The sequence below is a fragment of the Achromobacter mucicolens genome (assembly GCF_029866465.1).
GTDB classification, from domain to species: Bacteria; Pseudomonadota; Gammaproteobacteria; order Burkholderiales; family Burkholderiaceae_B; genus Achromobacter; species Achromobacter mucicolens.
In genome coordinates, this window is the sequence record NZ_CP123364.1 from 4,342,956 (window position 1) to 4,366,852 (window position 23,897).

General features: G+C 67.7%; 25 protein-coding genes. 11 read left to right on the forward strand and 14 right to left on the reverse strand.

Annotated features, from left to right (window positions below; genetic code table 11):
- Positions 1-20: 20 nt before the first annotated feature.
- Positions 21-1,466, forward strand: a complete 1,446-nt coding sequence (locus QEP15_RS19920; RefSeq protein WP_280147918.1) for an AlkA N-terminal domain-containing protein — start codon at positions 21-23, stop codon at positions 1,464-1,466.
- 22 nt (positions 1,467-1,488) lie between these two features.
- Here QEP15_RS19920 and QEP15_RS19925 read toward each other — a convergent pair whose 3' ends face one another.
- From QEP15_RS19925 to QEP15_RS19965, 9 genes are all read right to left on the reverse strand, one after another.
- Positions 1,489-2,394, reverse strand: coding sequence for a LysR family transcriptional regulator (locus tag QEP15_RS19925; protein WP_056326428.1), 906 nt, complete (start codon positions 2,392-2,394; stop codon positions 1,489-1,491).
- Positions 2,395-2,411: 17 nt separating this feature from the next.
- Positions 2,412-2,894: a YajQ family cyclic di-GMP-binding protein gene (locus tag QEP15_RS19930; RefSeq protein ID WP_056326426.1), complete on the reverse strand. Its 483-nt coding sequence runs from the start codon at positions 2,892-2,894 to the stop codon at positions 2,412-2,414.
- Between the two features lie 77 nt (positions 2,895-2,971).
- Positions 2,972-3,760, reverse strand: coding sequence for a heme ABC transporter ATP-binding protein (locus tag QEP15_RS19935; RefSeq protein WP_152382356.1), 789 nt, complete (start codon positions 3,758-3,760; stop codon positions 2,972-2,974).
- Positions 3,757-4,704 (reverse strand): FecCD family ABC transporter permease, encoded by a 948-nt coding sequence (locus tag QEP15_RS19940; protein WP_175155317.1) that lies wholly within the window; start codon positions 4,702-4,704, stop codon positions 3,757-3,759. The genes QEP15_RS19935 and QEP15_RS19940 overlap by 4 nt, the downstream gene beginning before the upstream one ends.
- 49 nt (positions 4,705-4,753) lie before the next feature.
- A complete protein-coding gene (locus tag QEP15_RS19945; protein ID WP_253854997.1) occupies positions 4,754-5,596 on the reverse strand; it encodes a heme/hemin ABC transporter substrate-binding protein in 843 nt (280 codons plus the stop codon).
- Positions 5,597-5,624: 28 nt separating this feature from the next.
- Positions 5,625-6,671, reverse strand: coding sequence for a hemin-degrading factor (locus QEP15_RS19950; protein ID WP_152382358.1), 1,047 nt, complete (start codon positions 6,669-6,671; stop codon positions 5,625-5,627).
- An 82-nt stretch (positions 6,672-6,753) separates the two neighbouring features.
- Positions 6,754-9,378 carry a TonB-dependent receptor gene (locus tag QEP15_RS19955; RefSeq protein WP_425285964.1) on the reverse strand — a complete coding sequence of 875 codons (2,625 nt, stop codon included), beginning with the start codon at positions 9,376-9,378 and terminating at the stop codon, positions 6,754-6,756.
- A 163-nt stretch (positions 9,379-9,541) separates the two neighbouring features.
- Positions 9,542-10,552 (reverse strand): FecR domain-containing protein, encoded by a 1,011-nt coding sequence (locus QEP15_RS19960; RefSeq protein ID WP_279990792.1) that lies wholly within the window; start codon positions 10,550-10,552, stop codon positions 9,542-9,544.
- A complete protein-coding gene (locus QEP15_RS19965; protein ID WP_062838694.1) occupies positions 10,531-11,040 on the reverse strand; it encodes a sigma-70 family RNA polymerase sigma factor in 510 nt (169 codons plus the stop codon). Before QEP15_RS19965 ends, QEP15_RS19960 begins: the two co-directional genes overlap by 22 nt.
- Before the next feature lie 171 nt (positions 11,041-11,211).
- On the opposite strand from QEP15_RS19965, the gene QEP15_RS19970 reads away from it, so the two are divergent.
- The 4 genes from QEP15_RS19970 to QEP15_RS19985 all read left to right on the forward strand — a co-directional run bounded on the left by QEP15_RS19970 (position 11,212) and on the right by QEP15_RS19985 (position 13,969).
- Positions 11,212-11,679 carry a CopD family protein gene (locus tag QEP15_RS19970; protein WP_056326403.1) on the forward strand — a complete coding sequence of 156 codons (468 nt, stop codon included), beginning with the start codon at positions 11,212-11,214 and terminating at the stop codon, positions 11,677-11,679.
- Positions 11,680-11,824: 145 nt separating this feature from the next.
- A complete protein-coding gene (locus tag QEP15_RS19975) occupies positions 11,825-12,682 on the forward strand; it encodes a hypothetical protein (RefSeq protein WP_152382361.1) in 858 nt (285 codons plus the stop codon).
- Between the two features lie 117 nt (positions 12,683-12,799).
- Positions 12,800-13,489: a helix-turn-helix transcriptional regulator gene (locus tag QEP15_RS19980; protein ID WP_152382362.1), complete on the forward strand. Its 690-nt coding sequence runs from the start codon at positions 12,800-12,802 to the stop codon at positions 13,487-13,489.
- Between the two features lie 69 nt (positions 13,490-13,558).
- Positions 13,559-13,969, forward strand: a complete 411-nt coding sequence (locus QEP15_RS19985; protein ID WP_280147919.1) for a VOC family protein — start codon at positions 13,559-13,561, stop codon at positions 13,967-13,969.
- A 65-nt stretch (positions 13,970-14,034) separates the two neighbouring features.
- Here QEP15_RS19985 and QEP15_RS19990 read toward each other — a convergent pair whose 3' ends face one another.
- Entirely contained in the window at positions 14,035-15,441 is a 1,407-nt protein-coding gene (locus QEP15_RS19990; protein ID WP_108696615.1) for an amino acid permease, read from the reverse strand.
- 77 nt (positions 15,442-15,518) lie between these two features.
- Positions 15,519-16,769 carry a kynureninase gene (kynU, locus tag QEP15_RS19995; protein WP_152382364.1) on the reverse strand — a complete coding sequence of 417 codons (1,251 nt, stop codon included), beginning with the start codon at positions 16,767-16,769 and terminating at the stop codon, positions 15,519-15,521.
- 138 nt (positions 16,770-16,907) lie between these two features.
- On the opposite strand from kynU, the gene QEP15_RS20000 reads away from it, so the two are divergent.
- Positions 16,908-17,381 (forward strand): Lrp/AsnC family transcriptional regulator, encoded by a 474-nt coding sequence (locus tag QEP15_RS20000; RefSeq protein ID WP_152382365.1) that lies wholly within the window; start codon positions 16,908-16,910, stop codon positions 17,379-17,381.
- A 33-nt stretch (positions 17,382-17,414) separates the two neighbouring features.
- On the opposite strand, the gene trhA is transcribed toward QEP15_RS20000, so the two are convergent.
- Both trhA and QEP15_RS20010 read right to left on the reverse strand, forming a co-directional pair.
- Positions 17,415-18,044: a PAQR family membrane homeostasis protein TrhA gene (gene trhA / locus QEP15_RS20005; protein WP_175155165.1), complete on the reverse strand. Its 630-nt coding sequence runs from the start codon at positions 18,042-18,044 to the stop codon at positions 17,415-17,417.
- A gap of 75 nt (positions 18,045-18,119) precedes the next feature.
- Positions 18,120-19,205: a P1 family peptidase gene (locus QEP15_RS20010; RefSeq protein ID WP_280148935.1), complete on the reverse strand. Its 1,086-nt coding sequence runs from the start codon at positions 19,203-19,205 to the stop codon at positions 18,120-18,122.
- Positions 19,206-19,392: 187 nt separating this feature from the next.
- On the opposite strand from QEP15_RS20010, the gene QEP15_RS20015 reads away from it, so the two are divergent.
- From QEP15_RS20015 to QEP15_RS20025, 3 genes are all read left to right on the forward strand, one after another.
- On the forward strand, positions 19,393-20,175 hold the full coding sequence (locus tag QEP15_RS20015; RefSeq protein WP_063952100.1) for an amino acid ABC transporter substrate-binding protein: 783 nt from the start codon (positions 19,393-19,395) through the stop codon (positions 20,173-20,175).
- A gap of 84 nt (positions 20,176-20,259) precedes the next feature.
- Positions 20,260-20,940: an ABC transporter permease subunit gene (locus QEP15_RS20020; RefSeq protein ID WP_056327000.1), complete on the forward strand. Its 681-nt coding sequence runs from the start codon at positions 20,260-20,262 to the stop codon at positions 20,938-20,940.
- The gene (locus tag QEP15_RS20025) at positions 20,937-21,689 is read left to right on the forward strand and encodes an amino acid ABC transporter ATP-binding protein (protein WP_062838685.1); all 753 of its coding nucleotides are present in this window, start codon (positions 20,937-20,939) and stop codon (positions 21,687-21,689) included. The genes QEP15_RS20020 and QEP15_RS20025 overlap by 4 nt, the downstream gene beginning before the upstream one ends.
- A 110-nt stretch (positions 21,690-21,799) precedes the next feature.
- Here QEP15_RS20025 and QEP15_RS20030 read toward each other — a convergent pair whose 3' ends face one another.
- On the reverse strand, positions 21,800-22,468 hold the full coding sequence (locus QEP15_RS20030; RefSeq protein ID WP_280147920.1) for a peptidoglycan DD-metalloendopeptidase family protein: 669 nt from the start codon (positions 22,466-22,468) through the stop codon (positions 21,800-21,802).
- 244 nt (positions 22,469-22,712) lie between these two features.
- On the opposite strand from QEP15_RS20030, the gene QEP15_RS20035 reads away from it, so the two are divergent.
- Together QEP15_RS20035 and QEP15_RS20040 are read left to right on the forward strand one after the other, a co-directional pair.
- Entirely contained in the window at positions 22,713-23,150 is a 438-nt protein-coding gene (locus QEP15_RS20035; RefSeq protein ID WP_152382367.1) for a DUF2946 family protein, read from the forward strand.
- A 103-nt stretch (positions 23,151-23,253) separates the two neighbouring features.
- Positions 23,254-23,877 carry an SCO family protein gene (locus QEP15_RS20040; RefSeq protein ID WP_152382368.1) on the forward strand — a complete coding sequence of 208 codons (624 nt, stop codon included), beginning with the start codon at positions 23,254-23,256 and terminating at the stop codon, positions 23,875-23,877.
- Positions 23,878-23,897 lie beyond the last annotated feature (20 nt).

Consider the following 23,897-nt stretch of genomic DNA (forward strand, 5'->3'; position numbering starts at 1 on the left):
GGCGGCGTTAGCATCGCCTCATGAACCTGAACCACGATGCCTGCTACAGCGCCATACAGGTGCGTGACGCCCGCTACGACGGCCGCTTCTTCACGGCCGTGAAAACCACGCGCATCTACTGCCGGCCGGTCTGTCCGGCGCGCACGCCCCTGTCCAAGAACGTCACGTTCTTCTCGACCGCCGCGGCCGCGCAAGAGGCGGGTTTCCACCCGTGCCTGCGGTGCCGTCCGGAAACGGCGCCCGAACTGGGCCCTGGCCAGGAACTGCCGGCCAGCGTGACGCGCGCGCTGCAGCGCATCGAACTGGGCGCGCTGGACGAGGCCGGCGTCGACGTGCTGGCGCAGCGCCTTGGCATCGGCGAACGGCAGTTGCGCCGCCAATTCCGCCAGCATCTGGGGGCCTCGCCCGTCGCATTCGCACAGACGCGCCGCGTGCTGCTGGCCAAGCAGCTCATCCACGAAACGCAACTTCCCATGGCCGAGATCGCGTTCGCCGCCGGCTTCGGCAGCATCCGCCGCTTCAACGAGGTGTTCCTGGACCTGTTCGGCCGCGCACCCGGCGAATTGCGGCGTTCAGGCAAGCCGGAAGTGCCCGCGGGTCGGGACGGAGAAATCAAGCTGTTGCTGCGTTATCGCCCGCCCTACGACTGGGAAGCCATGCTGGCCTTCCTGCGGCTGCGCGCCATCCCGGGGGTGGAATCCGTGACCAGCGACACCTATGCGCGCACCATCAGCCTGGACGGCGCGCAGGGCACGGTCACGGTCCGGCCGGGCGCCGGCGACGCACTGCACGTGACGGTGCGCTTTCCCCGCCTGCAATCGCTGCCCGCGATCATTGCGCGCCTGCGCCGCGTCTTTGATCTGGCCAGCGACCCCACGGCCATTGCCGCGCAGTTTGCCGCCGATCCGGTCATGACGGGGCTGATGCAGGCGCGGCCGGGCTTGCGCGTGCCGGGCGCGTGGGACGGGTTTGAACTCGCCATGCGCGCGGTGCTGGGCCAACAGATCACGGTGGCCGCGGCCATCCGGCTGGCCGGCAAGCTGGTGGCGGCGCACGGCGCGCCGCTGACGCAACCGGACGGTGCGCTGACCCATGTGTTCCCCGAGCCCGCAACGGTGGCCGCCGCCGAGCTGGCATCGCTGGGCATGCCGCGCAGCCGCGCGGCGACGTTGTCGGCGGTGGCCGCAGCCGCCGTCGCGGACCCGCATCTCTTTGACGCCGCCGTCGATCTGGAAAACGCGGTGCGGCGGCTGCGCACGATACGCGGCGTGGGGGAATGGACGGCGCAGTACATCGCGCTACGGCAACTGCGCGAACCGGATGCGTTTCCGCATGCGGACATCGGCCTGATCCGCGCGCTGGAAAAGCTGGAATCCCGGCCCTACACGCCCGCACAGCTGCTGGCGCGGTCCGAGGCCTGGCGGCCATGGCGCGCCTATGCGGCGCAGCACCTTTGGACGGCCTGACCAGCGCTCGGGCGGCCGGCCTTCACCAACGACCCTCCGAGCCTTCGCCAAAATACGCCACCAGAAAGTCCACAAACACGCGCACCTTGGCGGACAGGTGATGGCGTTCGGGGAACACCGCGTAGATGTCCGCCTGCGGCAGCGCATAGTCTTCCAGCACCTGCACCAGCCGGCCGCTGCGCAGGTAGCGGGCCAGATCCCATTCGGCGCGTTGCAGGATGCCCAGGCCCGCCAGCCCCCAGGTCAGCGTGACCTCGCCGTCGTTGCTGCTGAGATTGCCGCGCACCTTCACGGTTTCGCTACGCCGGCCGCGGGTGAACCGCCACAGGCCATAGGCCGCCTCGTTCTGGCGCAGCACGATGCACTGATGCCGCGCCAAGTCGTGCGGCGTGGCCGGCGTGCCGTGCTTTTTCAGATAGCCGGGCGACGCGCAGACCAGGCGGCGGTTGGGCGCAATCTTGCGCGCGATCAGGCTGGTGTCGGGTAGATCGCCGAAGCGCACGGCGACGTCGAAGGCCTCGCGCACGAAGTCGGCGGGCCGGTCGGTCAGCTGCAATTGCAGCGAGACCTCGGGGTACTTCTGCGCGAATTCCGCGATGGCGGGCGCGATGTAGCTGCGCCCGAAACCGAGCGGCGCATTGACCTTGAGCAGCCCGCGCGGCGCGGCCTGCCGGCTGGCGATGAGCGCATCCAGATCGTCGATTTCACCCAGGATGCGGCGGGCGTTTTCCAGGTAGACCTCGCCCTCTGCGGTAAGGCTCAGGCGCCGCGTGCTGCGGTTGAACAGCCGCACGCCCAGCCGCGCCTCGATCTGCGCGAGGCGCTTGCTGACCGCGGCGGGCGTGACGTCAAGCTCGCGCGCCGCGGCCGACATGCCACCCGCGCGCGCAAGTTCCACGACAAGAAGCAGCTCGCCGGAATGGCCCATCGGCGTGGACCGGCCGCTCAGTCGCGGAAGTTCTCGAACTGCAGCGGCAGGTCGACGTCGGTCTTTTTCAGCAGCGCGATGGCGGTCTGCAGGTCGTCGCGCTTCTTGCCGGAGATGCGCAGCTTGTCGCCGTTGATCTGCGATTCGACCTTGAGCTTGGCGTTCTTGATGGCAGCGATGAGCTTCTTGGCCACGGGCTGCTCGATGCCCTGCTTGATCGTGACCTTCTGGCGGGCGCCGCCCAGGTTTTCGAGCGGGTCGGCCACATCCAGGCAGCGCACGTCGATGCCGCGCGCAGACAGGCGGCCGCGCAGGATGTCCAGCATCTGCTTGAGCTGGAACGCGCTGGACGCGACCTGGGTCACGACGAAGCCTTCGAGTTCGAACTTGGCGTCCGTGCCCTTGAAATCGAAGCGCGTGGCCAGTTCGCGGTTGGCCTGGTCGACGGCGTTGGCCAGTTCGTGTTTGTCGACTTCGGAGACGACGTCAAAAGTAGGCATGACACGGGATCCTGTGAAAATTGGCGGAAAAATGCAATGCCCGCCATTTTACCGGCCTCGCGCGCGGCGTCACGCCGTCATGCCATCACCACCAGCAGGCGCTCGGGTTGCAAGGGATGCGGCATGACGTGGGCGTCGATACCGTAGGCCAGGAACAGGTTCCGCGGGGTCAGCACCTGCGCCGGCGTGCCCGCCGCAATGGCGCGGCCGCCGCACAGCAGCAACAGGCGGTCGCACCAGCGCGCCGCCAGATTCATGTCGTGCAGGATCACCAGTACCCCCGTATCGCCATCGTGGGCCAGACCCGCCGCCACGCGCAGTAGATCGCCCTGGTGCTTGGGGTCCAGGCTGGCGGTGGGCTCGTCCAGCAGCAGATAGCGCGGTTCGCCCTGCCCGCGCGCCGCCTTGCACTGCACCAGCACCCGGGCGAATTGCACGCGCTGCTGCTCGCCGCCGGACAGCTCGGGGTAACGGCGCGCGCACAGATGCGCCACGTCGGCCCAGCCCAGCGCCTGCTCCACCAGCGCGTCCACCTGCGCGGGCGACAGCTCCGGAAACGGATAGGCGCCCATCCCCACCACCTCGCGTACGTCCAGATCGAAACTGAGCCCGGGCTTTTGCGGCAGCACCGCGCGCAAGCGGGCCTGCTGGCGGTGCGCCAGCCGCCGCACGTCGGCATCGCCCAGCCGGACCGTGCCCGAATCGGGCGCCAGTTCGGACGACATTGCCCCCAGCAGCGTCGACTTGCCCGCGCCGTTGGCGCCCAGCAGGCCCACCACTTCGCCGGGCCGCACCGCCAGCGACACCTTGTCCAGGATGCGGCTGGCCCCGCGCGTCAGCACCAACTCATCGGCCGCGAGCATCATCCATGCCTCCGGCCGCGCGCCAGCAGCCACAAGAAAAAGGGTCCGCCCACCAGGCTGGTCACCAGTCCGATCGGCAGCTCGGCCGGCACGACGGCCACGCGCGCCAGCCAATCAGCCAGCGTCAACGCCAGCGCGCCGCCCAGCACGCACGCGGGCAGCAGCCAGCGGTGGTTGGCGCCCAGCGTCATGCGCACCAGATGCGGCACGACCAGGCCCACGAAGCCGATGCCGCCGGTTGCGGCCACCAGCGGGCCCACGATCAGCGCGCACGCCAGCACCAGTTGCGCCCTGACCCGCTTGAGCGCATAGCCCAGGTGCTGCGCCTCACGTTCGCCCAGCAGCAACGCGTTCATCACCCGCCACTGGCGCATCAGCCACCAGGACATCGCCAGCACCCACGGCCCAAGAAAGGCCAGCAGCGTCCAGTTGGCGCCGGCCAGGCTGCCCATGGTCCAGAACGTGAGGTCGCGCAGTTGCGCGTCATTGGCCACGAACGTGAAGAGGCCGATCATCGCGCCCGCCACCGCGTTGATGGCGATGCCCGCCAGCAGCAGTCCCGCCATGCCGGGCACGCGCCGACCCAGCGTGTACGCGCAGAAGGTGGCGAGCAGACTGCCCGCAAAGGCCGCCGGCGCCAGCACCCAGAAGCCGCCCGCGGTCAGCACGATCGCGGCCACCGCGCCCAGCGATCCGCCCGCCGAAATGCCGATGAGGCCGGGCTCGGCCAGCGGATTGCGAAAGAGCGCCTGCATCGCCGCGCCTGAAATGGCCAGCGCGGCGCCCGCCACCATGGCAAACAGCACCCGCGGCAGCCGGATGTCGATCAGGACATTGCGCCACAGCGCATCGTCCGGCGCGGGATTGCCAAACAGCAGCGCGGGCATGTCGCGCAGCGGAATCTGCACTGCGCCGCTGGCGCTGGCGGCCAGTGCCACCCCCAACAGCACGGCGCCCAGCACGGCCAGCGCCAGCGGTGCCGAGACACGCCTTGCGCTAGCGCCCCATGACACCGGCCGCCTCCCGCTTGAGTTCGGTCAGCGCCAGCGGCAGGCGCGGGCCCATGCCCAAGAGGAGCAGGTCGTCCATGACGATCACGCGCTTGCGCGCCGCGGCGGGCGTGGAAGCCAGGCCGGGCAGCGCCAGCAGCTTATCCACACCGCCGGACGCTTCCAGCGACGTCCGCGTCACCACGATGATCTCCGGCGCCAGCGCGCTGACGGCCTCGGCCGAGAGCGGCTTGTAGCCGTGCTGGTCCTTGAGCACATTGGCCAGGCCCGCCATCGTCATGACCTCGTTGGCCGCCGTGCCGCCCCCGGCGCCTTGCAGCGTGCCCGTGCGGTTGATGACCAGGATCGCGCGGGCGCCGGTAGCCGGAATCGCCTCGACCGCCTTCAGGTCGCGCGTGATCTCGGTCACCAGCGCGTCGCCGGCCGGGGCCACGTCCAGCGCCTCGGCGATGTTGCGGATGCGGGCCTTCAGCGAGTCCACAGACGGCGCGTCCGGCACCGTGACGATGCGCACGCCGACGTCGCCCAGACGCTTGAGCGCATCGGGCGGGCCGGCCTGCTCGGACGCAAGGACCAGATCCGGCTTGAGCGCCAGCACGCCTTCCACCGGCACCGCGCGGTAATAGCCGACGCGCGGCAGCTTGGTCGCGGCCTCGGGGTACAGGCTGGACAGATCGTCCCCCACCAGCTTGCCGCCCTGCCCGAGCTGATACACGATCTCGGTCACACTGCCGCCCAGCGTCACCACCCGCGTCGCCACCCGTTCGGGCGGCGCCGCGTGCGCGCCCGCCGCCAGTAACCAGGCCGCCACTGCCAACCATTTCTTCATCGCTTTCGTTTCCTTATGCGCTCGGGGCTCAGGCGGCCAGCGGCGCGCTGCACAGGCTGACCATCAGTTCGCGCCATTGCGGGATTTCCGGCTGGCCGGGCTTGCGTTCGCCAAAGAACTGCACGATCAGGTCGCCCGTGCTGGCATACACCTCCAGCGAGGTGACCCAACCGTCCGTCGTGGGCTTGTTGACCACCCACGCCGAGGCGATCGCGGTGGTGTCCAGGTGCAGGTTGAACCTGGGATCCAGCACGTTGAACCACGGCCCCGTGCGGTGCAGCGACTGCACCGGTCCGGAATGGATCTGGATCATGCCGCGGTTGCCCACGAAGCACATGATGCGCAGGCCCGATTCCGAGGCGGCCTGCAGCATGCGCTCGACGGCATCGGCCGGCACCGGCTGCGCCAGGTCTTCACCCGCCGCCGACAGCGCCGCCAGGCGCGACACCTTGAACTTGCGCAGGAGCGGGAAGAACTCGTGCGTGTCCTTCATGGCCAGCCAGGCCTCGCGCCACGCTTGGGCGTCCTCGACCTGCGCGGCGTCCGAAGGCGGCGCGTAGGTTTCCGTGACGGGCCACTGCGCCTGGCCCGCAAATCGCGCAACCAGCGCGTCCCACGCGGCGGCATCCGTGCCGTCGGTGCGGTAGACCTTGTGCACCGCCACGCCCGCGCCGTCGAAGAACTGCAGGCTGCGGCGGCCGTCCTGCTCGACCGACCAGGCCGACTTCCAGGCGGTAAAGAAAACGCGCAGGTCGATGTCCGGCCCCAGCACCAGGCCTACCGGACCGTCGGCCTGGATGTCCTCATACCGGCCGTGGCGCTCGTGCACACACCAGTCGTTGCGCGTCAGCGCCATGACCTCGCCCAGCGTGCCCAGCTCGCGGAAGATCTCCTGCGGCGTGCCAATGAGCGCCGTCGCCTGCACGCCGCCACAGCCCGCGGCCACCCATTCGGCCTCGGACACGCCCAGGGCTTGCGCCAGATTGCGGGCGCGCAGCCCGGGTTGCGAGGCGGCGAGCGCCTCGTTGCGAGCGCGCAGTGCTTGCGCGCGGGTGGTGAAATCGGTAGTCGTCATCGTAGGCCCTCCGGCCAGTGCAAAACACATTGCTGAAAACCGCCGCCGGATCCGGTCAGCGCCGAATGGCGGCGGACCGAACTCAATATTGATACGTCAGCGAAACGCGCACGCTGCGTCCCGGTTCCGTGTACCAGTCCACCGGGCGCGGAATCGCGGTGGCGCCGGCGGTCGGCACGTTGATGGCCTCCCAGTACTTCTTGTCGAACAGGTTGAAAACGCCCGCCTGCACCTGCAAGCCCTTCACCGCGGCCGGACGCCAGTAGCCCATCAGGTCGACCACGCCGTAGCCCGGCGCCTTGAAGTCGGGATTGGGCGCGTCGGCCGACGCCTCGGGGTACTCGACCTTGTTGCGCTGCATCGCCGTGGTCAGCATGGCGTCCACGCCCCACACGTCGCGGCCATACCCCAAGCCCAGCACCGCCTTCAGCGGCGCCACGGAATTCAGGTACTGCCCCGTGCCCTCGTCCTTGCCCACTGCCCACGCCAGCGAACCCCACGTGCGCCAGCCCGGCGCGAACTTCCAGTGCGCGCTTGCCTCGGCGCCGTAGATGCGGACCTTGGCGCGGTTGACGTTGCCCGTCACACCCAGCGGATACTGGCCTGCCCAGCCCGCCTGCCACTGCGGCGAACTGGCGTTCAGCGGCACATCGCCATCGATGAAGTTCTGATAGCGATTATCAAAGAACGATACTGCACCGCCCAGGTCGTCGGAACCGAGCTTGGCGCCCAACTCCCAGCCCTTGCTGGTCTCCGGTTTCAGGTACGGATTGCCCACGCGCAGATAGGTGCCCGGGCCGCCATAGTTGGTGTAGAGCTGCGTGGCGCTGGGCGCCTTGAAGCCGTAGGCGTACTGCGCATAGAGGCTGAGCTGCTCGGCCGCCCGCCAGGTGCCCAGCAGCTTGGGCGAGAAGCGGCTGCCGCTGTTGCTGGGCGGCAGCGCGCCCGCGTTGGGATTGCTTTCGTAGCCGGCCGTGGACTGCGGCCGTTGCTCGTAATGGTCATAGCGCAAGGCGGGTGCCAGCGTGTAGCGCCCGTCGGCAAAGCTGAACTCGTCCTGCACCCACAGCGCCCACTGGTCGCCCTTGGACTGCGGCACGTCGGCCTGGTTGGTGTGCAGCATGTCGCACGCACGCGGACCGAACGGCGCGGATGTGCCCGGACGAATCACCGGGCAATTGTCATAGCCGCTGGAGTTCTGCTCGGTCTTGTTGCCGTACCACTCGCCGCCGAACGACCACAGTTGCGACACCGACGCGCCCGCGATGCGCTTGGTCAATTCCGTGCTGGCGCCAAAGAGCGTCTGCTGGATCGAGTTGCTGCGGCCATACGGCCCGTTGGGAAAGCCGTAGCGGAACGGATCGCCCGGAATAATGCGAGCACGCGCGTCGACGCCGCGGATGCCGGTGAGCGAGTTGTCCAGGCGCACGCGCTGCCAGTACACGACGGCGTGGGCCGTGTCGATGAGGCCGCCCGAGTCCGGCGCCGTGTACGTGTAGTCGAACGACACCCGCTCGCGTTCGGTTTCCTTGCGCGTGCTGTTTTCGCCGATGAGGTAGCTGGTGCCGGGGCCTTGCTCCCACAGGTTGTCGATGTCGGCATTGCGCTTGAAGTATTCGCCCGTCAGGCCGAACAGATGCGCGCCGTCCACCCGTTGCTGCAGCTTCATCAGGAAGCTGCGCTGGTCGTAATCTTCGGGGCTGGGCTCGCTGCGGGTGGCGCCGTAGCCGCCGACGTCGCCCCGGTTATCCAGCTCGTGACCGTTGCGCACACCCGCCTGCACCAGCCAGAACGTGTTGCTGTGGATCTGCCCGGCCAGCGCGGCGTTGGCGCCCCAGCTGTTGTCCGCGGAGTCGAAGTCGGTCTTGGCCAGCGCGCCGAAGGTTTTGCCGCCGCTCAGCAAGTCCGCGGGGTTCAGCGTGTGCAGGTCGGCGATGCCCGAGATGGCGCCGGAGCCGCCGCCGGTCGCGTCCGCGCCGCGCACGATGTCCAGGCGCGACAGGCTGTTGAAGTCCACGGCCTCCAGGCCGCCCTTCACGCCGCGCGCGCCGTCGTCCAGCCACGGCAGGCGGATGCCGTCCACGCGGGTCAGCACGCGGTCCTGGTCCAGACCGCGGATGTTGATGCTGTTGGTCGTGCGATTGAAGTTCACGCCCGGTTCGGCGCGCCGGCCCAGGTCGGTCCAGTTCCGGATCTGCAGATCGTCCATGCGGCGGCGGTCGGTGCTGGTGTCCCAGGCCGGCGTGACGACGGCGGCCTCGCCGTCGATCCGCACCGGCGCAAGCTGCGTCACGCCGCCCTGCGGCAGCGCTTGCAACACGAAGACGCCCGCGCTGCGTTCCTGCACGCCCAATCCGCTGCCTGCCAGCAGACGCGAAAACCCCTCATGCACGGAATAGGCCCCCTGCAATCCCGCAGTGCGCCGTTGCCCCACCAGCGCCGCGTCGAACAGCACGGTCACGCCGGCGCTGTCCGCAAAACGCGGCAACGCATCCGCCAGCGCCCCGGCCGGGATGCTGTAGCCGCGCATGCCGGCCTGCGCCGCCGCGGCCCCCTGCGCCTGCGCGGCGGACATCGGCAGCATCGCGGCGGATGCCGCGCACAAGGCCAGCGCCGCGTGCACGGCGGCGGTCAGACGGGTCAGCCGGCATTGCGCGCCTCGGGCTGAACGGGAGCCGCTTGCGCGGCCGGCGGGGTAGTAAGCCATGGTCGTCCTTTCGATCCAACAGGTATCGGCATCTGTGTGCCCATACAGACCATGACCCTCGTGAATTCAAAACCGGACAACAATGTGCGAAAAAATTTCGGTGCGCTGAAAATCGCGCCCGCCAACACGACCCGCGAGCGGCCTGTCATGTCTTCGCCCGGCCTCATGCCGCGGCGTCGCGCGGCAGGATCGTCACCCAATACGGCGTGCGGTAACGCACCTGCACGGGCAGGGTCGCGGGGAGCGCAGCGAGCACCGCATCGGTGTCGTGCAATTGGAAGGCGCCAGAAATGCGCAGGTGCGCGATGTCGGGATCGCAGCGCACGATGCCCTGGCGGTAGCGGCCCAGTTCGGCCGCAAAGGCATCCAGCCGCAGCGCGCTGGCGTACAGCACGCCGCGCAGCCAGTCGCTGGCGTGCGGGTCCGCGGGCGTGGCCACGGCCACGGACCCGGGCGACAGCTGGCTCTGCTCGCCGGCCGACACGTCGACGTAATGCCCTGGCTGCCCGCTGCTGGCGACGCGCACGCGCCCTTCCTGCACGCTGAGCTGACAGCGTCCACCCTCCTGGCGCACGCAAAAGCGCGAGGCCTGGGCTTCGATATCGCCCAGCCGCGTGCGCACGATGAACGGGCGCGGATGGCTGGCGGGATCGGCCACCGCGTGCACGGCGATCTCGCCGCCGCGCAAGCGCAATAGCCGCGTCGCGTCGTCGAACAGCACGTCGACGGCGCTGGAGGTGTTCAGGTGCAGCGTCGACCCGTCGGCCAGCATCACGTCGCGCCGCTCGCCCGCGGCGCTGCGGTAGTCCGCGCGCCAGTCCAGGGGATCGGCCCGCCATGCGGCCCAGCCTGCCGGCCCCGCCACGATCAGGGCGACCAGCGTCTTGACGGCGGCGCGGCGGGACTTCAGATCCGGGCGATTCAGCGCCGCCATGCCCAGCGCCGACGGAATCAGCCCGAAGCGCGCATTCACGCGTTGCGCCCGCTCCCAGGCATGTTCGTGCTCGGCCTTGCTGGCGCGCCATTGGGCGCAGGCATGGACGTCGGCGTCCGTGGCGCGTTCCGAGCTCAGGCGCAACAGCCAGCGCGCGGCCTCGCGCGCGACGTTGCGCTCGACGGCGGGCAGCTCGCCCGCCGGATCGGCCTGCGCGCTCACATCACCGCCATGATGCATTGCTCAAGCCCCTTGGTGATGTAGCGGTGCACGGTGCGTAGCGACACATCGAGCCGGCTGGCGATCTCGGCGTGGCTCAGCCCCTCCAGTTGCGCCATCAGGAACGCCTGGCGAGCGGGCAGCGACAGGCCGGCCAGCATTTCTTCGATCTCCTGCAGCGTTTCCAGGATGATGAGACGCTGCTCCGCGGACGGCGCCAGCGCCTCGGGCATCAGCGCCAACGCCTCCATGTACGCCTGCTCTACCGAGCGGCGGCGATGGTGGTTCAGCAGCAGGCGCTTGGCGATGGTGGTCAGGTAGGCGCGGGGTTCACGCAGCGCATCCAGTTCGTGCCGGTGGCGCAACACGCGCACGAACGTGTCCTGCGCAAGATCGGCGGCATCGAAGCTGTTGCCCAGTTTGGCGCGCAGCCAGCCATGCAGCCATCCGTGATGGGCGCGGTACAGCAGGTTGACGGCGTCGCCCGAGGCGAGCACGGAATTCGGCACGGATGGCTCCCTGACTCACAACTGCAAAAATCACAACTACAAATAGAAATCAATCTCATTCTAAATGCAAAACCATGATCCAGGTCAAGTCCGCGCGCCGGCTTCGCGCCATATATCATCCCAACCACACGCGCCGCCTTCCGTGGCGCCGCTTTCTACAGGCTGATCCCCATGCTCTACGCCGTCCTGCAATTCGTCCACGTCATGGCCGTGATCCTTTGGGTGGGCGGCATGCTCTTTGCCCACTGTTTTCTGCGGCCGGCGGCCGCCAAGCTGGAGCCTCCCGTGCGGTTGCCGCTCATGGCGTCGGTGCTGGGGCCGTTTCTGAACGCCGTGCTGGGAGCCATTGTTCTGATTCTGGTGACGGGCGCCTGGATGATCGGCGCGTCGGCCAGCCAGGCCGCCCAGACCGGCGGCGCGTTCTTCATGCCCCGGAACTGGACGCTGATGGCCAGCGGCGGCATCGTGATGATCGCGATCTTCGGCCATATCCGCTTCGCGCTGTACAAGCGGCTGGCCGCGGCCGTGGCGGCGTCCGACTGGCCGGCGGGCGGCCGGGCGATGGCCGGCATCCGGCGCTGGGTGGGCGTGAACCTGCTGCTGGGCATCGCCATCGTGGGCGTCATGTTCCTGGGCTAGCGAAGGGGCGCGCCGCCCCCGGACCGATCGGACAATTGCCGGTTGCCATCGGAAATCTTGGCCTTGGTGCAATACGCCGTACATCCCCGTTGGCCACACTGCGGATGACTCTCGCGGGTCACGTCCACAACAACAGGGAGCACCCATGATCAAACGTGCATTGCATCTGGCCGCCATCGGCCTTCTCGCCACCACCGGCGCCGCCCACGCCGAGCCCATCGACAACAGCGCCCTCGCCCAACCCGGGTTCCGCGCGCACCAGGCCACCTACGGCGTGGTTTACCGCCTGCCGGCCGAGGTCAACGCCATCCTGGACGCCAAGGTCAACGGCACCCTCAAGCAGGACCTCATCGCGCTCGGCCTGAAGACCGAGGCCGACACGCCCAACCTGCCGCACGTGACCGTGGTCCACATCCATAACGCCGATCCGCAGACGCCCGCGCGCATGCTCAAGGCGCTGCCCAAGCCGCCCGGACCGCTGCCCGTGACCCTGAAGACCTTCTATCCCACCGAGGCCGCCAAGGGCGCGGGCCATCCGTGGTGGCTGGACCTGGGCGTGGTCAAGAGCGGCCAGGGCTTCGAGGACATGATGCGCTACAACACCGTGGCCACCGCCGCCCTTGCTCCCCTGCGCGACGGCCCGCTGCCGCGCGTGACGGGCCCGGTCTACGCCAAGATGAGCGACGCCGGCAAGGAGCTGGTCAAGACGCTGGGCGTAAGCGGCGTGAACACCGTGCAGGACGGCAAGGAAGTGCGCGCGCACAACCCGCACACCACGCTGGTCTACAGCATGACGCCCTACGACGCGCGCCTGCAGGAAGCCATGAAGGCCGAATCGGACAAGTTCAACGCCGTGCTGCCCGACGGCATCCAGACCACGTTCAAGGACGTCTCGATCGTGGAGATCGGCTTTGCCGGCAACGTCTTGCGTGAGATCTACCGCGTCAGCCTGGAGGACGGGTCGGTGCTGGACGTCGCGTCGGGCAAGCCGGTCCGCAACTAAGGCCGCGCAGGTAGGGCTGGCAAACGGCGTTGAAGGTCGGGGACGATCCGCGGCGGACTGTCCCCGCCTGCTGCCATTTCGTGGCAGTATTGCGCCGTCCGCCCCGCGCCCGCCCCCATGTCCCGCACTGAACGCCTCCTGGACCTGCTCCAGACCCTGCGCCGCCACCGCCTGCCCGTCAGCGGCCATCGGCTTGCGGCCGAAATGGGCGTCAGCCTGCGCACGCTGTATCGCGACATCGCCACCCTGCAATGCCAGGGCGCCGAGATCGAGGGAGAACCCGGCGTGGGCTACGTGCTGCGGCCCGGCTTCATGCTGCCGCCGCTGATGTTCAGTACCGAAGAGATCGAGGCGCTGGTGCTGGGCACGCGCTGGGTGGCCCGCCGCTCGGACGAGCGCCTGGGGCTGGCCGCCAGCAATGCGCTGGCCAAGATCGGCGCGGTGCTGCCGCAGGAATTGCGCGACGAGCTCGACGCCATCCCGCTGCTGGTCGCGCCCAGCGCCGTGGCTGTCACGGATCGCGTGGACGTGTCGCTGATCCGCCAGGCGATCCGCGGCGAACAGAAGCTGGAAATCACGTACCGCGATGACAAGGGAGCGGATTCCAACCGCATCATCTGGCCGTTCGCGCTGGGCTTTTTCGACAGCGTGCGGCTGGTGATGGCCTGGTGCGAATTGCGCGGGGACTTCCGGCATTTCCGCACCGACCGCATCGCGACGCTGACAGTTGCGGGCAGATATCCCAGGCGCCGCCACATCCTGCTCAAGGAGTGGCGCGCGCTCGACCACGAGGCCCGCAAGACTTGATATCGACTACTGCCAAAATCTGACAGTACCCCTGCCTATCATGAGCGCATCACCCCCCTGGAGCGCATCATGTCAGACACCAATTTCGTCATTCTGTATGTGGAAAAGGCGCAGGCCAGCGCCGCCTTCTACAGCGCGCTGCTGCAGCGCCCGCCCGTCGAATCCTCGCCCACGTTCGCGCTGTTTGCGCTCGATTCCGGACTGATGCTGGGATTGTGGTCGCGCTACACCGTGGCGCCCCCGGCGGCCGGGCGCGGCGGCGCGTCCGAACTGGCATTCACCGTGGCGGATGCCGACGCGGTCAACCAGCGTCATGTGGACTGGAGCCTGCGCGGCCTGCCCATCCTGCAGGCGCCTACCGACATGGACTTTGGCCGCACCTTTGTGGCGTTGGATCCCGACGGCCACCGCCTGCGGGTATTCGCCCCCGCGCCGGAACCGGACGCCGTCCAGACAGCGCGTGCGGTGGCCACGGTTTGACGTCAATTTGACGGCTGTATTTGCGGCAAACGGCCGCGCCCGTGGGCGCGGCCGTCAATGATGCATCACGCACGCTGCCGGCGCGCGTTCATGGCCACCGCTTCGCCGCGCTTCTTGAACAGCAGATAATACGCCGCGGCCAGCAGCACAAGGAACGGCACGCCAAACACCAACGTCAGCTTGAAGACGCTGGTGAAGTACGTGGTCACCAGAATCGCCAGCATCGCCCCCGCGCCCAGCAGCGTCAGCACCGGAAATCCCGGCATGCGGAATGACAGCTTCGCGCCGCCCTCACGCACCCAGCGGCGGCGAAAGAAGTAATGCGTCACAAAGATCATCATCCAGGTAAAGAGCGCACCGAACATCGAGATGGCCATCATCAGCGTGAAGGCCGTTTCCGGATACAGCACATTCAACACCGTGGCGATGGCGATGCCGCTAGTGGACAGCAGCAACGCGTTCAGCGGCGTGCCGTTGCGGGACAGCCGGCCCATCGCCGACGGCGCGTGGCCCGCCCGCGACAAGCTGAACATCATGCGCGTGGTGATGTAGAGCTGGCTGTTCATGGCCGACAGCGCAGCCACCAGCACGATGAAATTGATGACGCCCGCCGCCCCCGGAATATCCAGCACCTGCATCACCTTCACGAAGGGGCTGCCGTCCTTGCCGGCTTCATTCCAGGGCACGATGGCCAGGATCAGCGCCAGCGTCAGCAGATAGAACACGACCAGCCGGACGATGGTGGCGCGAAACGCCTGCTTGACCGCACGTTCCGGGTCTTCGGCTTCGCCGGCCGCCACGGCGATCATCTCGACGCTCAGATAGCTGAAGATCGAGATCACGACCGCGATCCACATGCCCCACACGCCGTTCGGAAAAAACCCGCCATGCGCGGTGTAGTTCGCGGTGCCGTACTGCGGATCGCCCCAGACCACATAGGCGCCCAGGATGATGAAACCCACGATAGCGCTGATCTTGATGGTCGAGAACCAGTATTCGATCGTGCCGAACGCCTTGACGCTCAGGGCATTGATGAGGATGAGCGCCGCCGAAAATACGCAGACCCACTGCCATCCCGGCACACTGGGAAACCAGAAGGCCATGTACTTGGCCACCGCCGTGACCTCGGTGCCCACCGCCAGCACCACGCAGGACCAGTACGCATAACGCACCAAAAAGCCCGCAAGCGGGCCGATGTAGTGCTCGGCGTAAGCGCCGAACGAGCCGGACGTGGAATGCGCGACCGTCATTTCCGCCAGGCAGGCCATGAGCAGCAGCGTGATGACGCCGCCGATGGCATAGCTGATAAGCACGCTGGGACCGGCAAAGCCGATGGCGAATTTGCTGCCCAGGAACAGCCCTGTTCCGATGGCCCCGCCGATGGCGATCATGCTCATCTGGCCGGACGTCAGCCGGCGCTTGAGTCCCTGTTCGCGTTCGGCGATCTGGCCGAACCCCTTCTGTTGTTGCATTGTCTCCTCCTGTACTGCGCATTCTTGTTGGATGTACGGCCTCCGGGGCCGGCGCGATGAGGCCTGATTTCCGGCGATCAGGTCACGGCGGACCGCTGCTTGAACTCGGGCTTGTCCCATTCCCGGTTGTCCAGCACGTTCTTCAGGATGTCGACCGCGTCCCACACGTCGGCGTAGCCGAAATACAGCGGCGTCAGGCCGAAACGCAGGACCTCGGGCTCGCGGTAATCGCCGATCACGCCGCGCGCGATCAATGCCTGCATGACTTCAAAGCCGTTGGGATGGCGAAAGCTCACGTGGCTGCCGCGATCGGCATGCGTGCGCGGCGTCACCAGCGTCAGCGGGTGGCCGGCGCAACGCGATTCAACGAGGTCGATGAAAAGGTCGCCCAGCGCCAGCGACTTCTTGCGGACTTCGTCCATGCCGGCGGCGTGCGCCACGTCCAGGCCGCACTCGACCAGCGACAGCGACACGATTGGCTGCGTGCCGCACAGGTAGCGGCGGATGCCGCCCGCGGGCTCATAGGCCACGGCCATGTCAAAGGGGCGGCTGTGTCCCCACCAGCCCGACAGCGGCTGCCAGAAATCCTTGGTGTGCCGTGGCGCAACCCAGATGAAGGCGGGCGAACCGGGGCCGCCGTTCAGGTACTTGTACGTGCAGCCCACCGCGAAGTCGGCGTTGGCGCCATTCAGGTCGACGGGCACCGCGCCGGCCGCATGCGCCAGGTCCCAGATGGCCAGCGCGCCGCGCTCGTGCGCCTTCGCCGTCACGGCGGCCATGTCGTGCATCTGGCCGCTGCGGTAATTGACGTGGGACAGCAGCATGACGGCGACGGAATCGTCCAGCGCCTTGTCCAGCGGCAGGTCGTCGTCGATCAGGCGCATTTCGTAGCCCTGCTGCAGCAGGTCGATCATGCCCTGGATCATGTAGAGGTCGGTGGGGAAGTTGTCGCGCTCGGACAGGATGACGCGGCGCGCGGGTTGTTTGTGCTGCTGGATGCGCAGCGCGGCGGCCAGCGCCTTGAAGATGTTGAGCGACGTGGTGTCGGTGACGACCAGTTCGCCCTCGCGCGCGCCCAGCAGGCGGCCCAGCTTGTCGCCCAGGCGCGCCGGCAGGTCGAACCACCCCGCCGTGTTCCAGCTGCGGATGAGGCCGTTGCCCCATTCGTCCGCGATGACCTGCGCGGCGCGGGCGGCGGCGGTCTTGGGCAGGACGCCCAGGGAATTGCCGTCCATGTAGAGAACGCCGGGCGGCAGATCGAATTGTTCTTTCACGCGGGCCAGGGGGTCCTGGCGATCGGCGTTGACGCAGGCTTCACGAGTGTTCATGTTCCGTTCCTTCCAACTGGATTCGGGATACATGCTATCAGCGCACTCGGTCCGAAAAATTGCAAAATCGGTCGTGACTTACCCGAATTTTCCGCATTAAATTGCATTCACCATCATTTTTTTGAACTGGATTGCGCCATGCAGATCGACGCCATAGACCAGCGCATACTTGCCCGCCTGCAGGAGGACGGACACCTCAGCAATCAGGACCTGGCCGAACAGGTGGCGCTGTCGCCGTCCGCCTGTCTGCGCCGCGTGCGCGCGCTTGAAGAAGCCGGGCTCATCCGCGGCTACCGCGCGGTGCTGGACGCCGAAAAACTGGGCTTCGAGCTGGAGGCCATCGTCCATGTGTCGCTGGACCAGTCGCGCGCCGGCTGGCACGAGGAATTCATGGCGGGCATCGCGCTGCACGACGAGATCACCGAAGCCTGCATCGTCACGGGCGCGTCCAACTACATCCTGACCGTGCGCACGCGCAACCTGGCTGCGTTTTCGAATTTTGTCGAAGACAAGCTCAGCAAGATCCCGGGCATGCGCGATCTGTGCTCGCACATCGTCATGCGCAAGGTGAAGAACCGCGAAGGCATGCTGCCGCTGGCGGCTTGGCGATAGCCGCTTCCGTCCGAGGGTCGGCGCCTGGGCACGCTACGCCGGCGCGTGCTCCAGAAACCCGAACACCGTCACGAAGTGGCACGCCGTGCCCGCCATGACGAAAAGGTGCCAGATGCCGTGCGCATGCCGCCAGCGCTGGTCGTTGGCGTAGAACAGCGTGCCGCAGGTATAGATGGCCGCGCCCGCCAGCAGCCACGTCAGCCCCGCCGTCGACAGCGCCCCCGCGATTGGCGCGGCGAAGGCCACGCCCAGCCAGCCCATCGCCAGGTACAGCGGCAAGGCGGGCGGCGCGTTGCGCGCCCACCAGAGTTCGCGGCTGATGCCCACGAAGGCCAGCAGCCAGATCGCCACGCCCATCGCGGCGCCCCAACGATGGTCCACGGGGCCAAACGCCAGCGGCGTGTACGTGCCGGCGATCAGCAGATAGATGGCGCAGTGGTCCGCCTTGGCCCACATTTCCTTGCGGCGCCCCCGCGAGCAATGAAACAGCGAAGACGACGCATACACCGCGATCATCGACGCCGCGAACACCGCGCAACTGATGATCTGGCGCGTGTCCACCCGCAGCTCGGCCGCGCGCGTGATCAATGCGCCGGATGCCAGCACCGCCAGCGCCAGCCCGGCCAGATGCGTCACGCCATTGAGTCGTTCGCCTTCCTGCATGTGCGCCCCCGCGCCGGCGGCATGCCGGCGCCTGTCATCATGGCGCGCTTATATGACAGCGGCGGGACAGCGGCATCACCCCACGAAATCCACCGCGGCCGGATAGCCTTCGATGGCGCGCGCGGCCAGGACTGCGCGCTGCACCGCGATCGCCATCGCTTCGGCCGCCATGACGCCCAGCAGCATCACGTTGGCCGTATTGCCCGACGCGCCCGTGCCCAGCGCAAAGATCGTGTCGCCGTCGAGCATGGTGTGGATGGGGTTGATCGTGCGAGCCAGGCCGTCATGCGCCATGCCGGCGATCTTCTGGGCTTCGGCCTTGGTGAGCCGCGCATCGGTGGCCACCGCGCCAATGGTGGTGGACGCGCCCGCGCGCATGGACTTGGGCAGATCGCCCGCCAGGATGGCCGCGCGGGTGTCGTGCAGCGTCCTGCCGTCCGCCGTGCGCGCGCCGGCCAGGATGCGCCCGGTAGCGGGGTCCAGCACATCGCCCACCGCGTTGACCGCGACAATCGCTCCCACCGTCACGCCCGCCACGGTCAGCGACGCGCTGCCGATGCCGCCCTTCATGGCGCGCTGGGGACCATATAGCTTGCCTACCGTCGCCCCCGCCCCCGCGCCCACGTTGCCTTCCTGGGCCGCGTCGGCGGTGGCGGCCCGGCAGGCCTGATAACCTGCGGCGGCATCGGGCCGCACCGACGCGTCGCCCACGCCCAGGTCGAACAGCACCGCGCTCGGCACGATGGGCACGAAGGCCACGCCCACATCAAAGCCGATCTTCTTTTCTTCCAGATACCGCATCACGCCCGAGGCTGCATCCAGCCCGAACGCGCTGCCGCCCGTCAGCACGATCGCGTGCACCTTGTCGACCATGTTGATCGGATTGAGCAGGTCGGTCTCGCGCGTGCCCGGCGCCGCGCCGCGCACGTCCACGCCGCCCGTCGCGCCCGCGTCGGCAATGATGACCGTGCACCCGGTAGGGCGACGCGTTTCCGTGTAATGCCCGACCCGCAAGCCCGCCACGTCGGTGATGCTGCCGCCGCCCGGCAGCGCCGCCGCGCCACCGGCGCCTTGCGCTGGCATCGATCCCGCCGCCGCCGCGCCCGCGGCCGCCATCATGAACGCGCGCCTGTTCCATTGCTGTTGCACATCCGTCTCCATCAAGGTAATGCCTGAAGGATCCCGGGCCGACTGCGCCGGGCGTCTGGTAACGCTATATGACCTGTGGCTATATTTTTACTATTCCTTATGCTTTGTGGAAAAATAGGCCGGTTGTTAGAGTGCCGCTACGCCGGAGGGCATTGCAGGCCCACATGCTCTCCACAGTGATCATCCGTGGAGCATTGCCATGAAACTCTTTCGTACGCTTTTCATCGCCGGCCTCGTCCAGGTCGCCGCCCTGTCCGCCGCCCATGCCCAGTCCGAACTGGACCAGATCAAATCCGCGGGCGTCTTCAAGATTGGCACCGAAGGCACCTACGCGCCGTTCACCTTCCACGATGCATCCGGCAAGCTTACCGGCTTTGACGTGGACATCGGCCGCGCCATCGCCGAGCGCCTGGGCGTGAAGGCGCAATTCATCGAAGGCAAGTGGGACGGCCTGATCGCCGGCCTGGATGCCAAGCGCTACGACGCCGTCATCAACCAGGTGGGCATCACCGATGCGCGTCGCGCGAAGTACGACTTCTCCGATCCGTACATCTCGTCGGCCGCCGTGCTGATCGTGCGCGACGACAACACCAGCATCAAGTCCTTCGCGGACCTGAAGGGCAAGAAGTCCGCCAACACGCTGACCAGCAATTTCGGCAAGCTGGCGCAGAGCCACGGCGCGGAAGTTGTCGCCGTGCAGGGCTTTAACGAAGCCATCGATCTGCTGACCTCCGGCCGTGTCGAGGCCACCGTCAACGACAACCTGTCGTTCCTGGACTTCAAGAAGCAAAAGCCCAATGCCCGCGTGAAGATCGCGGCCACGGACAAGACGGCGGAGTTCAGCAACTCGGGCGTCCTGATCCGCAAGAACAATCCTGAGCTGCAGGCCGCCATCAACAAGGCCCTGGCCGACATCAAGGCGGACGGCACGTACAAGACCATCTCGGTCAAATACTTCGGCACGGACCTGTCCGCGCAGTAAACCTCTGGAGCGCCCATGACGCTGCCTCCTTGGCTTCACGCCTTCCTGCCGGACTGGCTGCTGGCAAAAATAGGCGAATGGTCGGTGCCGGCCTGGGTGCAGCTGATGGCGGATTCGTTCTGGCCGCTGCTGCACGCGGGGCTGGTGTTCACGGTGCCGCTCACGCTGATGTCCTTTGCGCTGGGCCTGGCGCTGGCGTTCGTGGTGGCGCTCATCCGCCTGTTCGGCCCGGCGCCGCTGGTGGCCGTGGTGCGCTTTTACGTCTGGCTGATCCGCGGCACGCCGCTGCTGGTGCAGCTGTTCGTGATCTTCTATGGCCTGCCCAGCGTGGGCATCGTGCTGGACCCGCTGCCCGCCGCGCTCATCGGCTTCACGCTGAACGTCGGCGCCTATAACTCCGAGGTGATCCGCGGCGCGATCGAATCGATCACCAAGGGCCAATGGGAAGCGGCCTATTCGCTCAGCATGACGCGCGGCCAGGCCCTGCGCCGCACGATCCTGCCGCAGGCGGCCCGCGTGGCCGTGCCGCCGCTGTCCAATTCCTTCATCGCGCTCGTCAAGGACACGTCGCTCGCCGCCGTGCTGACGGTGCCCGAGATTTTCCAGGCTGCCCAGCGCATCGCCGCGGTCACGTACGAGCCGCTGATCCTGTACACCGAGGCCGCGCTGATCTATCTGGCCTTCAGTTCCGTCCTGTCCGCGGCGCAGGTGCGGCTGGAGCGGCGTTTCGGCCAGCACGCGATGTTTAGCGAGAAGACCCGATGATCCGGCTTGAAAAAATCGAAAAGTCCTTCGGCGGCAATCCCGTGCTCAAGCAGGTGGATGTGCAGATCGACGAAGGCAGCGTCACCGCCCTGATCGGCCCTTCCGGCAGCGGCAAGAGCACCCTGCTGCGCTGCGTGAACCTGCTGGAAGTGCCGGATCGCGGGCGGCTGGAGATCGGACCCGAAACGGTCGACTTTGAACCCGGCCGCAAGCTCACGCGTGAACAAGTCCAGGCCGTGCGCATGCAGACCGGCATGGTGTTCCAGAACTTCCAGCTCTTTCCGCATCAGACCGTGATCGGCAATGTGATGGAAGGGTTGGTGACGGTCCAGAAATGGCCTGCCGATCGTGCGCGGGCGCGGGCGGAGGAATTGCTGCGCAAGGTGGGGATGCTGGAAAAGGCCGACGCGTGGCCCGCAAACCTGTCCGGCGGCCAGCAACAACGCGTGGCGATCGCCCGCGCGCTTGCACCCGCGCCGCGTGTTCTGCTCTGCGACGAGCCGACGTCGGCGCTGGACCCGGGTTTAGCGGCGGAAGTCGTGGACGTCCTGCGCCAGCTAGCCGCGGAAGGCATGACGATGCTGATGGCCACGCATGATTTGCGGCTGGCAGCCAGCGTGTCGCGGGAAGTGGTGTTTCTGCTGGATGGCGTGGTGGTCGAAGCCGGCGATTCCCGCACGGTGTTCTCACAACCGCAGGATCCGCGCACGGCCACGTTCATCTCGACGCTGACGCAGGAAGCGCCGTAGATCCGGGGGGCTCGTGGATCTCGGTGTCTGACACCCTCTGCGAGGCTACCGCGAGTTGACGGTCGTCTCCCCAGGGTGTCAGACACCTGCCGCAACGCGCAGATGGCAGCCTACTTCGGCGGCAGCGAGCCCGCCGGGTCGACCGCCTGGCCGTCGTAGCGCAGTTCGAAGTACAGCCCGACCTGCTTGCTGTCGCTGTTGCCCATCTCGGCGATCTTCTGTCCTTGCGTCACGCGCTGGCCTTCCTTGACCAGCAGCTTGCTGTTGTGCGCGTAGATGCTGAGGAAGTTGGCGTTGTGTTTGACGATCACCAGATGCCCGTAACCGCGCAGGCCGCTGCCCGAATAGGCCACGGTGCCCGGGGCCGCCGAGACGACCGGCGTGCCGGCGGCGTTGCTGATGACGATGCCGTTCGAGCCCGAACCGTCGTAGCCGCGCGTGACCTTGCCCTGCGCGGGCCAGACCAGCGAAATCGCGCCGGGCGGCGCCGTCCGCCGTTTGCCGGGCGACGCGGTGGCGCGCGGCGCGGGTTTGGGTTTGGTGCTGGCCTTGCTGGGCGGCGCGGAGCGCGCCTGCCCGGCGGGCGGCTCGACCCGCAGCAGCTGGCCGACTTCGATCGTATTGGAGTTCGACAGATTGTTCCACCGGACCAGATTACTGACCGTGGTGCCTTCCTTGCGCGCAATCTGATAGAGGGTGTCGCCCGACTGGACCCGGTAATAGCCTGGCTGGACCTTGGCCGTGCCGCACGCGGTCAGCAGCACAAGTAATGCCGCCATCAACGCGCCCAACCATAAGCGCGTATAGGGCCCGGCACGCCCCCGTCCGGCGGGCGGTACACTGCTGGACAAGTTGGAAATGGGCAAGGTCGAAGCGGACACGGTCGAAACGGACAAGGTCGGAACGGACACGCTCGAAACGGACAAGGAAAGCTCTGAAACCTGGGGCACGGGGTCGCGTGTCGGAAAGAAGTGCGTTCAAGGGTACCAAGAAATCGGGACCGCTTGGCATAGAATGCCTCTCATGTCTTACGCGACCCGGTCTTACCCGACCCGCCTCCTTTGCACGCTGCGGGCCCTGCGCGCCGACGGCGTGCTGTGGCTGGCGCTGCTGGCCCTGGCGCTGCGCGCGCTGGTGCCGGCCGGTTATATGCCGGACACCCGCGCCCTGCATGACGGCCGCCTGGAAGTCACCTTCTGCTCGGCGGCGGGCAACCTGTCGGCGATCAGCCTGGCGCTCCCGGCCGAAGGCGGCAAGGCCGGGCACGACACCGCCAATACGGGCGCCCAATGTCCCTTCGGACTGCTCGTCCACGTCACGCCCGCCACCGCACCGCCCATGGTGCCGCTGCTGCTGACGGCAGCCGGGCACGCCCCGCCCTTCTCCGCCCATCGCGCGCTGCCCGCGCAGCCCGCCCATGGTCCACCCCTCGGATCGCGCGCCCCACCCCCGCTGGCCTGACCCCGTCCCGGATCTTCCGTGCCCCTTGCGCATCCGCAACGGGCACGGACTGCCCCGCCGCGCGCCCCGGCTGCGCGGCCGACTCGTCAATCCAGAGGTACCCATGAATTCGCTGTTTACCCGCGCGTCCGCTGGCGCGCCGAGCGGCGTCGCGCCCGATCCGCGGCGCCGTCTGCTGCTTTCCACCCTGGCCCTGCTGCCCCTGGCCGCCTGCGGCAAGGACACCCCGCCCCTGCACGGCATGGATCTGTCCGGCATGCCCACCGGCGACTTCCAGCTACAGGACACCGACGGCCAGACGCGGCGGCTGGCCGATTACCAGGGCCACCCCATCATGCTGTTCTTCGGCTTCACGCAATGCCCGGACGTCTGCCCGACCGCGCTGACCCGCGCCGTCGAGATCAAGTCCCTGCTGGGCGCGGACGCGGACAAGCTGCGCGTGCTGTTCATCACCGTGGACCCCGAGCGCGACACGCCCGAGATCCTGCGCGCGTACACCCAGGCCTTCGATCCCGGCTTCATCGGCCTGCGCGGCACGGCCGAACAGACCCGCGCCGCCGCCCAGTCGTTCAAGGTGTTCTTCCAGAAGGTGCCCACCGGTTCCTCCTACACCATGGACCACACCGCGCTGACTTATGTCATCGATGCCCAGGGCAAGCTGCGCATCGCGCTGCGCCACGAACAAAGTGCCCAGGACAGCGCGCAGGACCTGCGCACCGTCCTCTGACCCAATATCCAAGGAAACGC

Coding starts and splice junctions, on each gene's coding strand:
- QEP15_RS19920 (WP_280147918.1), top strand. CDS start 21: ATGAACCTGAACCACGATGCCTGCTACAGCGCCATACAGGTGCGTGAC.
- QEP15_RS19925 (WP_056326428.1), bottom strand. CDS start 2,394: ATGGGCCATTCCGGCGAGCTGCTTCTTGTCGTGGAACTTGCGCGCGCG.
- QEP15_RS19930 (WP_056326426.1), bottom strand. CDS start 2,894: ATGCCTACTTTTGACGTCGTCTCCGAAGTCGACAAACACGAACTGGCC.
- QEP15_RS19935 (WP_152382356.1), bottom strand. CDS start 3,760: ATGATGCTCGCGGCCGATGAGTTGGTGCTGACGCGCGGGGCCAGCCGC.
- QEP15_RS19945 (WP_253854997.1), bottom strand. CDS start 5,596: ATGAAGAAATGGTTGGCAGTGGCGGCCTGGTTACTGGCGGCGGGCGCG.
- QEP15_RS19950 (WP_152382358.1), bottom strand. CDS start 6,671: ATGACGACTACCGATTTCACCACCCGCGCGCAAGCACTGCGCGCTCGC.
- QEP15_RS19955 (WP_425285964.1), bottom strand. CDS start 9,378: ATGGCTTACTACCCCGCCGGCCGCGCAAGCGGCTCCCGTTCAGCCCGA.
- QEP15_RS19960 (WP_279990792.1), bottom strand. CDS start 10,552: ATGCATCATGGCGGTGATGTGAGCGCGCAGGCCGATCCGGCGGGCGAG.
- QEP15_RS19970 (WP_056326403.1), top strand. CDS start 11,212: ATGCTCTACGCCGTCCTGCAATTCGTCCACGTCATGGCCGTGATCCTT.
- QEP15_RS19975 (WP_152382361.1), top strand. CDS start 11,825: ATGATCAAACGTGCATTGCATCTGGCCGCCATCGGCCTTCTCGCCACC.
- QEP15_RS19980 (WP_152382362.1), top strand. CDS start 12,800: ATGTCCCGCACTGAACGCCTCCTGGACCTGCTCCAGACCCTGCGCCGC.
- QEP15_RS19985 (WP_280147919.1), top strand. CDS start 13,559: ATGTCAGACACCAATTTCGTCATTCTGTATGTGGAAAAGGCGCAGGCC.
- QEP15_RS19990 (WP_108696615.1), bottom strand. CDS start 15,441: ATGCAACAACAGAAGGGGTTCGGCCAGATCGCCGAACGCGAACAGGGA.
- kynU (WP_152382364.1), bottom strand. CDS start 16,769: ATGAACACTCGTGAAGCCTGCGTCAACGCCGATCGCCAGGACCCCCTG.
- QEP15_RS20000 (WP_152382365.1), top strand. CDS start 16,908: ATGCAGATCGACGCCATAGACCAGCGCATACTTGCCCGCCTGCAGGAG.
- trhA (WP_175155165.1), bottom strand. CDS start 18,044: ATGCAGGAAGGCGAACGACTCAATGGCGTGACGCATCTGGCCGGGCTG.
- QEP15_RS20010 (WP_280148935.1), bottom strand. CDS start 19,205: ATGGAGACGGATGTGCAACAGCAATGGAACAGGCGCGCGTTCATGATG.
- QEP15_RS20015 (WP_063952100.1), top strand. CDS start 19,393: ATGAAACTCTTTCGTACGCTTTTCATCGCCGGCCTCGTCCAGGTCGCC.
- QEP15_RS20025 (WP_062838685.1), top strand. CDS start 20,937: ATGATCCGGCTTGAAAAAATCGAAAAGTCCTTCGGCGGCAATCCCGTG.
- QEP15_RS20030 (WP_280147920.1), bottom strand. CDS start 22,468: ATGGCGGCATTACTTGTGCTGCTGACCGCGTGCGGCACGGCCAAGGTC.
- QEP15_RS20035 (WP_152382367.1), top strand. CDS start 22,713: ATGTCTTACGCGACCCGGTCTTACCCGACCCGCCTCCTTTGCACGCTG.
- QEP15_RS20040 (WP_152382368.1), top strand. CDS start 23,254: ATGAATTCGCTGTTTACCCGCGCGTCCGCTGGCGCGCCGAGCGGCGTC.